The sequence below is a fragment of the Serratia sp. MMO-28 genome (assembly GCF_037199905.1).
GTDB classification, from domain to species: Bacteria; Pseudomonadota; Gammaproteobacteria; order Enterobacterales; family Enterobacteriaceae; genus Chania; species Chania oryzae.
In genome coordinates this window covers 130,369-142,862 of record NZ_JBBCVB010000008.1, presented here as the reverse complement: position 1 = coordinate 142,862, position 12,494 = coordinate 130,369, and the positions used below count along the sequence as shown (strand labels likewise).

Here is a 12,494-nt window from a genome sequence, read left to right as displayed (position 1 = left end):
CCCTTACTCGGAAGATCCCATTTTTGAAAAAAGGTTCATGATCACGATGCCGCTGGCAATGATTACCATGCCGATAATAGCCGGAACATCAGGATGCTGACCGTAAAATACCATTCCTAAAGTAGATACCATTAATATCCCGGTGCCCGACCAGGTGGCATAGGCCAAACCTACGGGAATATACTTGACTGCATTAGATAATGAATAATAACAGATGCAGTATAATACAACGATTAAACCTAACAATAGCGTCTTGGTGGTTCCTTCACTGTTATCAAACATTTTTAATGTGGATGTGGCCGAGGTTTCAGATAATATGACTAATAACATCCATAGCCATGCTTTTGCCTTAGATGACATAGAGTATGCTCCTGTAGTATTCCATGTGCTTAATTTACGTTAAAATTTTTACTTAGGGAGATAAAGGTTTTTCCCCCGATTTATTTTTATCTCGACTATATTCTAACGCGAGATCGGTCAATTTCGCGCCTGCTGGATAATGGCCGTTACGGCGTTTAAGTTCGCTGAGCGTAATATAAGACAACGCCGTTTCTACGCGGGTTGGAGATGTTTTAGTCGTAACCGCTAACATCTGATCCAGCGTACTTATCTGGATCCCTCTGGCTGCCAGCCCCGCTGAGTTGTTTTCTTGCCCATGGTGTAGCCCTTTCAACTGATTAAGTTCACTTGCCGGGTTAAAGTTATAATCAAGCGCCATTATTGGTTTGCCGCTGCTGTGCGCCAGATGAATAAGCTGAGCACATTCAGAAAATAACAACCCATTAGCCACCTCTGCCACTGTGGCGAAATCGAGAAAAGGAATTAATACTTTATCAATATTATCCAGTGCCCCAGTTTTTTGGATTTCCTGCCAGCGAACGATTGGCCCAATCTGGCACCATTCCTCCTCAGTGTGAAATTCATGGGCATGGCCTGCAAAAAGAATAACCGGTGATAACGTCTGGCATTGCTGCAAGCGCGCTTGAATAATCTCTTTGTAGCCATCGGCGGCGGTCAGCAGCACCAACGCCCGTGGGCGCATCCGCAGAAGCACTTCATTCACTAACCTGTCGATGATTTCTTGCTGCATCATAAGACCGCCTCAGGGAACGATAACCACGTTGTCACCGGAAGAAAGCCCTGCCGCATTGGCTTCATCGGTATCAATGTGCAGTTCAAGCGCAAAACTTGCTTTAACCCGGACGATCACCTGATCGAAGATCAAACCGCGAAGCCCGTTAGCCTGTACTCTCACTGTCTGCCCATTCTTTACGCCCAGCCTGGCTGCATCCTGCAGGTTCATATGAATATGACGTTGCGCGCAAATCACTTGTGATTGCAAATAGACATAGCCCGCCGGGCCGACCAGCATGGCATCACCGGAGGCGATCAGATTGCCGGATTCGCGTACGGGCGCTTTTAATCCCAGAGCAAAACAGTCTGCTTTGGAGATTTCCAATTGAGAGCCCTCACGCGCTGGCCCCAACACCCGCACTTTCGAGAGCGAGCCTTTTGGGCCAACGATCGTCACGCACTCTTTAGCAGCAAATTGCCCGGGTTGGCATAGCGCTTTCAATGGGGTCAACTGGTAGCCCGAACCAAATAATGCCTCGATATCCTGTTGCGAAAGATGGACATGGCGATTAGATACCCCCACCGGGATAGCAACTCTGTCGGGTATTCTGCTGGTTTCGGCCAGGTTGTGGCGTACCCTTTCCAGTAATGATTCTTTATACATATGGCTATTCCACACAAATATTCAGAGGCTATTGATGATCTTTCTTGCCGGTACGTGGTGGTTTACTCTCTGCCACCGGCGGTTCCTTAACTGCCGCAGGGGGAGCAGGGGCAACCGCTTTCGCTCGCTCTACCGGAGGTGGCGTCAGGTTTTTGCCTTTCAAACCGGTTAAGAGCGTCACCACCTGTTTTTCTGGCCGGGCAATCACCAGTTTGCCTTTGATAAACGCAGGCTGCTTGATGACGGCCACGCCGCTGTCGATGGCGGTCTTCACCGCACTGATCTCCCCGGCAAAAAACACAGAAACCAGACCAGAGCCTATTTTCTTGTATCCTAATACCGTCACTGCGGCAGATTTACAGGCTGCATCAGCCGCGTGGATCGCGGCGGTCAGGCCAAAGGTTTCAATTACGCCTAGGCTTAAATTCATCTCAATCTCCTTAGTGCCTTACCAGTCTGATATCGAAATCAAAGCGCTGGAAAAAAGCCGCCAGTTGATCCAGTTCTTGATCGCTATAGCTAGGATCATTTTTTACTGGATAGATCATATCGAGCTTGTCGTATTTACTTTTTCCCAACTGGTGATAAGGCAAAATATCGATACGGCTAATATTTCCGCGCTGGGCCAACTGGATGACATAATTAATCGCGCCGTTAATGGCATCGTAAGAGTCGTTATATCCACGTACCAGCGGCATGCGCACCACAATATTAGCGCCAAGCTCGACCAAGCGTTCCAGGTTCCTCTTTACGCCCTCGTTACCGATGCCAAATAATTCTTTATGTCGCGCACTGTCGATATGTTTAATATCAAACAGGAACATATCGGTACATTTGGCCAGTTTTTCATAGTTGGCTACGGGGGTCGTGCCGTTAGTTTCAATGGCAGTATTAATCATCATTTTCTTGCATTCGCTCAGCAGGGCGGCAGCAAAATCCGTTTGCATGCTCAGTTCGCCACCGCCAAGGGTGACACCACCGCCGGAGGCATAATAGAAATCAACGTCCTGCAGGATAATGTCCATCAGTTCCCGCACGGTAACGTCTTTTCCCATGATGTCCAATGCCCCGGAAATGCAGGTTTCCTCGCACTTGCGGCAGCCGATGCAGTCTATGTTACGGTCGACCAGGTGCTGGGGGTTGCCTTGAGCATCGTTGATCAACGAATGAATACCTACTGGGCAAACATCGACACATTGGCCGCAGTCGACACACTTATCGCGTGAAAACATGACCTGAAAATTGCTGCTTATCCCTTCGGGATTTGCACACCAGGCGCAGCGGATATTACAACCTTTGAAAAAAATCAGGGTGCGAATACCGTCTCCATCATAGATCGAGTATTTCTGGATATTGAATATCCGTCCCTTTTTCTCCAGCATGTTATCCATATTATTCTTTCCTCTTTATAACGCCTTTCTTATTGCGGTAAACATCCCTGTATTACCCCAGTCAGGATCAGAACTTCTCAATTACCGTGCGGCTGATGATTTCATCCTGAACCTCTTTGCATAACTCCACGAAATAAGCGCTATAGCCGGCGACGCGAACAATCAGGTCTCGGTATTTTTCCGGTTCGAGCTGCGCTTTTTTCAGCACTTCGTTATCCACATAGCTGAACTGCATCTGGCCATTGCCCAGAATGGAGGCGGTTCGCAGCAGGGTGATCAGCCCGTTTTTGCCTTCCGGAGTATCAAGCAACCCTTTGAGGAACTTGAAGTTGTGCACCATGCCGATGTTCATGGTTTCCACGTTCATTTTACTGACGGACTTGATGATGGCGGTTGGCCCCTGTTTGTCCGCGCCTTGGGTCGGGCTGATACCGTCGGAAAGCGGCATCCACGCCAGACGACCATTCGGTGTGGCGGCGGTCAATTCGCCGATCGGCGTGTTATTGGAGATCGACAGAGTGCCGTGGCTCAGGGTGGAATAGAGCATCTTGTACTTACGGCATTCGCGTTCGGTCCACTCGGTGATATCCAGGGCGTATTGATCCACGCGATCGTCATCATTGCCGTACTTCGGTGCGTTCAGACAGTCGCGGCGCAGCTGTTCAAAGCCCTCGAAGTTGGCCAGCAGGGCATCGCGGATCTGCTCAAGGGTATATTTACCATCCTGATACACCAGCTTGCGGATCGCCGCCATGGAGTCGACATAGGTCGCCAGACCCGAGAAGATCAACCCAGGGCCATGGTTGATGACCGCGCCCCCGGCGGAGACATCTTTACCCTGTTCCATACAGCCTTCCACTAACAGAGACATCAGCGGTTTTGGCGCCACATCGCGGTGTACACGCTGGCTGATCACCGTGCCAATGGCGGATAATCTGACGATATGTGCCACCTGCGCCTTCACCGCGTTGTCGAAATCCTCATAGGTTTTCAGCGTGTGTAATTCGCCGGTATCCAGCCCCTGATAGCTGTCAAACAGCACCATACGGCCCCGGTTCAGGACGAACTCGATGGCGATAGGCCATTGGGTGTAACCCGTAGAGGTCCACTGATAGATGCGGCCAGATTTTTGCGGTTCCACACAGCCCATCAGGCAGTAGTCGCGCGCATCTTCAAAATCAAAGCCCTTGCGCAGCATCATCTTGATGTGTGAGTCATCAAAGTGGCAGGCCGGGAAGCCCATACCTGCTTTCACCACATCAACGATTTTTTCCATGTATTTCTGTGGTGATTGGTTATGGATACGGCAGGCCAGCGAAGGCTGATAGACTTTGACAAAGCGCACCGCATCCATAATCAGGTAGGTCAGATCGTTACAGGCATCGCCGCCGCTGCGTTTCTGTCCACCGATAGTCAGGTTGATAAAGGGCTGATAACCGGCGAAGTATTTGGCGCCAAGCTCGCTGGACATCCACATCAATTCGGCGCACTTGATAATAAAGGCCTGCAGCAGTTCCAATGCCTGTTCCTGAGTCAGACGGCCAGAGTCGATATCGGCCCGATACATTGGGTAGCAGTATTGGTCAACGCGGCCCAGCGAAAGCCCAGTCTGGTTTTCTTCCACTTCAAACAACGATTCCACCGTCCAGATACTTTGCAGCGCTTCCTGTAAGGTTTTCGGCGGATTAGCCGGGACGTTTTCGTTGGTTTCAGCAATGGTAAGCAGCTCGGCGCGGCGTGCCTGATCCTGCTCTATGGCGGCGAGCTCACGGGCTTTCTCTGCGATCCTTCTGGCGTAGGCCATTACCCCTTCACAGGTTTCTATTGCCGCTTTGTAGAAGTAAATTTTGTCGATATCTTCTGGGTTTTCCATGCTCAACGTATCGAGGTGCAACTGAGCATCGGCCTTGATACCGTTCATCCCTTTAGTAAACAGCAGGACGTCGTAACCAGGGCAGGTATCACCACCGCCGTTGATCTGGTGATAGGAGAGATCGCTGACGAAGGTTTCGCCGCTAAATGCCCAGATACCCGCTTCACGATATTGTGCCTCACAGATCTCATCAAGTGAGCGGCCTTGCCAGAACGGGACGATTTCTTCACGGATCACTTTCTTATCGGCTTCAGAAATGATGAAGGGATCCTGCGGACGCGTGCCCATGGTATCCAATTCGTCCTGAACCCAACGCCAGGCGATATCCGGGGAGAAGGCGCCTGCACGCGGCTTACCGCACGGATGGCCGACGATCAACTCATCTTGCTGGATCAGGATTGGCGCGCTCTCGCAGGCAGCCCGGAAAGATTTGGCCCGTAACAGAATGGTCGGCAAGCCTGGATTGTTTTTGGCGACTTCGGTAAAGGTGATGGCCCGGTAGATAGACACGCTTGGGCGAGCCTCAAGGTAATTGTTACGTAGCCGTTGCAGACGTGGCGTGAGCCCTTCCATCAGTTTACCCGTAGCAACATCCTGTGGCGTAGCGGTTATAAAAGAGGCTGATGGCGCAAGGTATTGCTGGCGGTTGGCAGCCAGCCCGGTAAACAGTTTCACCTGGAGGTTGCTGTTGATTGCTGCCAGGTTTTTGCGTGCCGCCAGCAACATAGTGGATAGCTCGTTGGTCACGATAGCCGGATCGTCGATGCTGACGCCGTGCAACATGGCATCAAACATCGGGTAGCCGTCCAGTTCGCGTGGGGCGCGGACTTCCGAGAGTTCACACAGCTTCAACCACAGGCATTCTACGAGCTCGTAAGCCTGTTCCGGCGTGAGTACGCCACGGGTGACATCTTGCTGGTAGAAGGGATACAACAGCTTGTCAAAACCCCCAGGGCAGACTGCGTAACTACCATTTTCCAGGTGCAACGCCAGTTGGAAGAAATAGAATGATTGGCACGCCTCTCTAAAATTGCTTGCCCCGTAGGCGGGGATCTTTTTCAGGATGACCGCCGCGTCCTGCAGTTCTGCCTTGCGGTAAGGGTGGTTCTCCATCGCCGCCATATTTTCTGCTTTGCTGGCCAGTTTCTGTGCCAGATGCATGACCGCGTTACAGGCGTAAATCATGGCGCGGCATTGGTTGACTTCATCCAGCGCAGCACGGCTGACCGCGCTGCCAATGCTTCTGGCACGATCTTCCATTTCGGCTTCAATAGCGAACAGACCCTTGGTGATCACCGCCAGATAATCGGGTGAAGTCTGGCCCAGTGGTGTGAAGGCGGAAGGGCTGCGCAGTTCGTTCTCGCTGTGGAATATGGCGGCACGCGGGGTGGAGGACTGGCAGCCGATAATCAGCTCATCGGGGCCGATATAGCTGGGCAGCTGCTTGACCAGCTCATTGAACAGCTTGGCGTTTTTCACCTGCTGCGGCATACCGGACACATCGTTCCCCAACGTCGCCAGAATGGTGGCACGCTCGGTGCTAATGGTGCTGCTTTGGGATAAAAATCTTTCTGCCAGCAGTTTTACGCGTGGCGTTAGTGAATAGTGAGCCATGTTCAAATCTCTCCTGATATCCTTCGGCTTTCACGCAACCACGTAAAATCCTTTAGGTAGACGGTTAATGCCTGATGCCAGGCTTTATTAAGCGCAATAGGCGCGGTGAAACAGGTGCTCCAACTCTGCCGTCGTAACGTTGCGCGGATTGGTGGGGGTGCAACTGTCACGCAGTGCCTGACTGGCCAGTTCGCCAAGGCACACCTGAAAGCGATGCTCATCCACGCCGGCGGCTTGCAGATTGGCGGGCATTTTCATTTCCTGTTTCAGCGTTTCAATCGCGACCAACAGGCTATTGACGCCTTCGCGCACTGACGCGCAGGGCAATCCCAGTAATCGTGCCAATGCGGCATACTTGCGGGCGGCCTGGGTATCGCAGTGACCGTCAAAATCGGCATTGAAGGCGACGACCTGTGCCATCAGCAACGCATTGGCCCGGCCATGGGGCAAGCCAAACATGCCGCCGAGGGCGTGTGCCAGGCTGTGCGTAATGCCCAACGAGGCATTGGTAAACGCCATCCCCGCCATACATGAGGCGTTATGCATTTTTTCCCGGGCGTGCAGATCGTCACCTTGCTGGTAACAGGCCAGCAGATGATGGAATACCAATTGCACCACCTTTTCTGCCATGGCATCGCTGAAGTCACTGGCCTGGCGTGAGACATAGGCCTCCAAGGCGTGGCACAGCACGTCCATACCGGTGTCGGCGGTGATGCTGGCGGGAACCGATTTCACCAGTTGTGGGTCAAGAATGGCAATGTCGGGCAGCATGAACTCGTCGACCAAAACCAGTTTCTCGCTACGGGATTTGATCACCGAAAAACTGGTCACTTCCGAGCCGGTGCCGCTGGTCGTCGGGATGGCGACAAAGCATGGCTTGGTGCGGCCACTCTCTTTGCGGCAGTGCCACAGTGCGTACATCACGGCCTTGGCGGCATCGATGACCGAACCGCCGCCGAGGGCAATCACCAGGTCCGGGTAGTCCTCATCCATCTGCTTCATGCCGCTGACGATAGCGGCAATATCCGGGTCGGAAGCCACGTCGTCATACTGCCGACAGCGGATCTGCTGCTGCCCGAGCAGGCGGGAGACCTGCTCGGCAATGCCAAATTTCACCATTGCCCGATCCGTTACCAGGAACGCTGAACGCCCGGGCAATTCCTTCAGTGCGAGCAGAGCATCCGCACCGAAGTGGATTTTGGGTTTTATCTGAAACTCATTCATGCCTACTTCCTCTTAACGCTCCCGATGGACCTTCTCGACAATGGCAACGATCGACATGGCCTTGTAGCGCTCTTTACTCAGTGCGAAGTACTCTTCAACCAACACCAGATCGTTTTCACCTGCGCCGACGCTATCGACCGCGACATAAGTGCGGTCTTTGATCGGCTGCAGTTCGTCCCCCAGAGCCGTGACCAGCAGCAGATTGCTGCCCCGGAGTTCGTCACTTTTCTGTGTGGCCACAACATGCCCAGTTACCTTTGCGAGGATCATGGTTTTCATCCCTTATTGATGGGTTACCGGGACAGGCGTCCAAGCACTTGCTTAATGATTTGCTCAACGTTTTCTTCGGTGATGTCATTAGCCGCAGGGTTAACCACGGTCTGGCTGACGGCACCAAAACGATCATCATCCTGAGCGTGTGCGACCATTGGCCTGGTTTGCGGTGCATAGGCGAAGCGCTGGTCGTCGAAGATACTGGTGTTATGGTTTGGCTGTGCGAGGCTTTCGCGCACCGGCCGGCGCAGATCATCGATACTGCATACCCCATAGCCGACTTTACGGATATTGAGCAGGTTCATCGGCCCCACGTTGTCGGAAGTGGAACCGCCACCGATGGCACCGCAGCCCAGCGTTAACGCAGGGATTAGGTTGGTGGTAGCACCGATGCCACCCAATGCGGCGGGCGTATTGATCAGGATGCGGTGTACCGGTTTCTGTAACGCAAACTCGCGGACCACCTGCTGGTTTTGGGTATGAATAACCAGCGTATGCCCCAGCCCTTCGTTGGTCAGCAGCTCAACCACGCGATTGCAGGCGCTCAGCCAATCTTCTTCGATATACAGGCCCAGCACCGGGCAGAGTTTTTCGCGTGCATAAGGATTTTTGCGCGAGACGCTGTTTTGTAACGAGATCAGAACCCGAGTGGTGGGGGGCACGCTGAACCCGGCACGTTCGCTGAGGTAAATGGCGGTTTTGCCAACCACTTCAGGGTTAATCATGCCGTTCGGGCGCAGCAGGATATTGGCCAGACGGGCAGACTCATCGTCGTTCATAAAGTAAGCGCCCTGCGCCAGCAGCTCGTGATGTACCTCCTGATAGATACATTTCTCCACGATGATCGACTGCTCGGAGGCGCAGATCACCCCGTTATCAAAGGTTTTACTGGTGATGATATTGCTGACGGCCTGCTTGATGTTGGCGCTGCGTTCGATAAACGCCGGGCCATTGCCGGGGCCGCCGCTGATGGTTGGCGTCCCTGAACTGTAAGCGGCCCGCACCATGCCTTCACCGCCGGTTGCCAGGATCAGGGAGACATCTTTGCTGTGCATCAGTGCCTTGGTCGCTTCCAGCGTCAACTGGGTCAAACCGTCAACGATGCCAACCGGAGCGCCAGCCTGCAGAGCGGCCTGCTTGACGATCTCAATGGCACGCTGGCTGCACTGCTGGGCATTCGGGTGTGGGGAGAAAATGATGGCGTTCCCTGCCTTCAGCGCAATCAGCGTTTTATAGATAATGGTTGAGGTTGGATTCGTCGATGGCACCAGAGCAGTAATTACCCCCAATGGAACGCCCACGTCCATTACCTTCAATTCCTGATCGTCGCGAATAATACCAATGGTTTTTAAATCTTTAATATATTCAAAAACCTTTTCTGCGGCGAAGATGTTTTTTAATACTTTGTCCTGCCAGTTGCCGAAGCCGGTTTCCTGATGGGCCAGCTTTGCTAATTCTTCGGCGTGTTGAGCGGCTTCGCTGGCAATATGTTTAATAATGCCGTCGATCTTCTCTTGTGAATATTTGGCAAACAGCAATTGTGCCTGTTTGGCATTTTTAATCAGCGTGCGAGCTTGCTGAATGGACTGTAAATCCGGATCTAATGGAATCATTATTCTATCCCCTGAATAGGAGTTTTATTTCTCTTCTTACGGCAATAGGGTTTACGGCTAACTTTCAGTTTTGCTACTACGCTTTATGCTGTGAGGCAATTTTTTCAATATCATTGTGCGGGCGAGCAATAACCCGCGAGGAAATCACTTCGCCAATGCGGTTGGCCGCATCAATACCAGACTCAACTGCCGCATTAACTGCGCCGACGTCACCTTTCACCATGACGGTTACCAGGCCGGAACCGACGTTTTCATAGCCGATAAGCTCGATATTGGCAGCCTTACACATGGCATCGGCCGCTTCTATGGCAGGAACCAACCCTTTGGTCTCGATCAAACCGAGTGCATCTTTCATCAGTGAATTCCTTGTTATTCGGTGATTTTGTAATGCGCGATGATTTTCTGGATATCATTGTGTGGGCGGGCAATGACTAGCGAGGTTACAACTTCACCCACGCGCCGTGCCGATTCGATACCGGAGTCCACCGCCGCCTTCACGGCCCCCACGTCGCCTTTCACCATCGCCGTAACCAGACCGGAACCGACGTTTTCATAGCCGATCAGTTCCACGTTGGCGGCTTTACACATGGCATCAGCGGCTTCAATACAGGCCACCAGCCCTTTGGTTTCAATTAATCCTAATGCGTCACCCATGATTTCTTCCTCTTGAAAAGCGTCGTTACGCTTTGTGTTTAATGACAATCTTGTTGATGTCATTGTGTGGACGTGCGATGACCAACGATGTCACCACTTCCCCTACGTGTTGTGCTGACTCTACGCCGGAATCGACAGCGGCTTTTACGGCACCCACGTCACCTTTCACCATTGCGGTGACCAGGCCTGAGCCAACGTTTTCATAGCCAATGAGTTCGACGTTGGCGGCTTTGCACATGGCATCTGCCGCTTCAATACAGGCCACCAACCCTTTGGTTTCGATTAAGCCCAATGCATCACCCATTTTGTTATCCTCCGAAAACCGATTAGTGAGGTAGTTATGTTCATTTGCAATAATGACGCCGTTCGATGAGCGTGGAGCAAGGTTTTCGACCGGCTGAAGGCACTATACCCCTTGAGCGATTATTCAAAATATAAATTCACATGTTGTTATATATTTAGTTTTTTGCTCCATTTTTCACGCTTCATTTAGCGTTGATTTATTCTTTTGTTCTGTTAATTGTCCAGCTAATAGCCCTGCTTACTGGCTGAAAACGGCGGCTTACAGGTTTCGCTGAATGGCTAATGACATTGTTAAAATTGTGGTTATTAAATGGATAATTTCGGTAGCAGAATGGCGGGAAGAGTGTGGCGTCGCGCAGGTTTTGCGTTGAGTTTGTTGCGGGCTATTGCAGATGTCCGTGGGCAACAATCGTCGCATGCCAGTCAATTGCGATACGCATCACAAAGCAGGTGTCGTGGGGGATATGTGCCAGCCGGAACAGGGACGATTAATTCAACTGGCTGCCAGGTTTCAGAGCGCAGATAAACAGCGGTGAGTTGATCGAACTGAGTAACACGGTGTCGGGATTGATTTTCTCCATGGCCAGTAACAGGCCATCGTGGCTGTCTGACATTTCCCGCATAAAGTAATCAAAAATAACATCAGGAGATTGGTCGATAGAAGACTTGCTGGCTACCCAGCGGTTGATTTGATAATAACGAGTGCTGGGGGAAACGCGCTTGCTGGTATAGTCAAACTGGACATAACGTTGCAAATAAAGCCATCCTGCGCTTGAGTCTGAATATCCCTCTACAACAATTGAACCTTTACCCTTATCGTTAAAGTTGAAGTGAATATTGACGTTAACAGATTCAGTAACGGTATCTTCGAAATGCATGATGGCTTTGGTTGAGCAATTTAAAATATCATCACGCTCCCAAATGTTATGCCTGACTGCGATGAGTATTGAGCCCAATAGTAATATGATAGAAAAGACGAATAGAATTCGCCCCCAAGCCCGCGTTTTCATAATTTACTTCCATGAATAATAAAAATAATTATCACAATAGCTGAATGAGTTATCCTGATGTTTGGCACAGTGAGCGAGAAATGTGCGGCCTAAACCATTGGATTGCAGCTTGTCACCATAAAAAAAAAGAAATCTTTCGTCTTTGTTATACTTTATGTTCTTTTTTTCTTTCACGGCATTAAAATTTTTCAGATAGCTTTCCCTCATTCTGGGGTTAATCATAATATCGGTAGAAAACACCTCAACAGGTTCCTGAGCAATCGAGGTGAGGGTAATGGGCTTCAGGCTACCGCTGTTGCTCCACGACCAGCCAAGCAGGGCGACGGCCAACAGGGAAATCATCGCACCAGCATAACCCCAGTAGCGTTCGTGGTTGTAGGCGCCAGCAGGTGGCGTACTTGGCGATGGCGCTTGCTGTGAGGATGATTCATGCTCACTGGCATGTAGCACAGGATGCAGCAGGGAGTCATCGATTACCTCTATTACCAGTTCTGGGTTGATCTCCAGTCTGCCCCGCGCCACGGTGACAATCACATTCTCAATACCGTAGTTGCGGAAGGCTTTGCGCAGCATGCTCAAGTATTGATTCAGGTTGCTGTTGGAAGACATCAGCCCATTGTCATCCCACACGCGCTGCATCACTGTGTCGCGGCTGAGCACGCCGGGATTCTGGATCATGAAGAACAGCAGGGCATTGGCCGTAATAGTGAGCTTGGTGTCAGACTTACCGCCGTCCTCCAGTTTGAGCGATCCCTCGGTGGCATCATAAACAAGAATGGCATTAATTTTATATTTCATTAT

At 51.4% G+C, this 12,494-nt stretch carries 14 protein-coding genes; all 14 read right to left on the bottom strand.

Translation table 11 applies throughout. From position 1 onward, the window contains the following. Positions 1-3: 3 nt before the first annotated feature. The 14 genes from WG891_RS09430 to WG891_RS09365 all read right to left on the bottom strand — a co-directional run bounded on the left by WG891_RS09430 (position 4) and on the right by WG891_RS09365 (position 12,491). A complete protein-coding gene (locus WG891_RS09430; RefSeq protein WP_337262555.1) occupies positions 4-360 on the bottom strand; it encodes a DMT family transporter in 357 nt (118 codons plus the stop codon). 52 nt (positions 361-412) lie between these two features. Then, positions 413-1,093 carry a hypothetical protein gene (locus WG891_RS09425; protein ID WP_337262554.1) on the bottom strand — a complete coding sequence of 227 codons (681 nt, stop codon included), beginning with the start codon at positions 1,091-1,093 and terminating at the stop codon, positions 413-415. Between the two features lie 9 nt (positions 1,094-1,102). Beyond that, positions 1,103-1,738 carry a phosphate propanoyltransferase gene (gene pduL / locus WG891_RS09420; RefSeq protein WP_337262553.1) on the bottom strand — a complete coding sequence of 212 codons (636 nt, stop codon included), beginning with the start codon at positions 1,736-1,738 and terminating at the stop codon, positions 1,103-1,105. 28 nt (positions 1,739-1,766) lie between these two features. After that, the gene (locus tag WG891_RS09415; RefSeq protein ID WP_337262552.1) at positions 1,767-2,168 is read right to left on the bottom strand and encodes a BMC domain-containing protein; all 402 of its coding nucleotides are present in this window, start codon (positions 2,166-2,168) and stop codon (positions 1,767-1,769) included. Between the two features lie 10 nt (positions 2,169-2,178). Next, positions 2,179-3,129, bottom strand: a complete 951-nt coding sequence (cutD, locus tag WG891_RS09410) for a choline TMA-lyase-activating enzyme (RefSeq protein ID WP_337262551.1) — start codon at positions 3,127-3,129, stop codon at positions 2,179-2,181. Between the two features lie 67 nt (positions 3,130-3,196). Further along, complete coding sequence (gene cutC / locus WG891_RS09405; protein WP_337262550.1) at positions 3,197-6,616, bottom strand: choline trimethylamine-lyase; 3,420 nt, start codon at positions 6,614-6,616, stop codon at positions 3,197-3,199. An 87-nt stretch (positions 6,617-6,703) separates the two neighbouring features. Beyond that, positions 6,704-7,840: a 1-propanol dehydrogenase PduQ gene (locus WG891_RS09400; protein WP_337262549.1), complete on the bottom strand. Its 1,137-nt coding sequence runs from the start codon at positions 7,838-7,840 to the stop codon at positions 6,704-6,706. 12 nt (positions 7,841-7,852) lie between these two features. Continuing rightward, positions 7,853-8,110, bottom strand: a complete 258-nt coding sequence (locus WG891_RS09395) for a EutN/CcmL family microcompartment protein (RefSeq protein WP_337262548.1) — start codon at positions 8,108-8,110, stop codon at positions 7,853-7,855. Between the two features lie 23 nt (positions 8,111-8,133). Further along, the gene (locus tag WG891_RS09390; protein WP_337262547.1) at positions 8,134-9,726 is read right to left on the bottom strand and encodes an acetaldehyde dehydrogenase (acetylating); all 1,593 of its coding nucleotides are present in this window, start codon (positions 9,724-9,726) and stop codon (positions 8,134-8,136) included. 76 nt (positions 9,727-9,802) lie between these two features. Then, positions 9,803-10,081, bottom strand: coding sequence for a BMC domain-containing protein (locus WG891_RS09385; RefSeq protein WP_337262546.1), 279 nt, complete (start codon positions 10,079-10,081; stop codon positions 9,803-9,805). Positions 10,082-10,095: 14 nt separating this feature from the next. Continuing rightward, positions 10,096-10,380, bottom strand: coding sequence for a BMC domain-containing protein (locus tag WG891_RS09380; RefSeq protein WP_337262545.1), 285 nt, complete (start codon positions 10,378-10,380; stop codon positions 10,096-10,098). 25 nt (positions 10,381-10,405) lie between these two features. Then, positions 10,406-10,684, bottom strand: a complete 279-nt coding sequence (locus WG891_RS09375; RefSeq protein WP_337262544.1) for a BMC domain-containing protein — start codon at positions 10,682-10,684, stop codon at positions 10,406-10,408. 487 nt (positions 10,685-11,171) lie between these two features. Next, complete coding sequence (locus WG891_RS09370; RefSeq protein ID WP_337262543.1) at positions 11,172-11,693, bottom strand: FidL-like protein; 522 nt, start codon at positions 11,691-11,693, stop codon at positions 11,172-11,174. Positions 11,694-11,696: 3 nt separating this feature from the next. Continuing rightward, positions 11,697-12,491, bottom strand: coding sequence for a winged helix-turn-helix domain-containing protein (locus tag WG891_RS09365; RefSeq protein ID WP_337262542.1), 795 nt, complete (start codon positions 12,489-12,491; stop codon positions 11,697-11,699). Between the last annotated feature and the right edge of the window lie 3 nt (positions 12,492-12,494).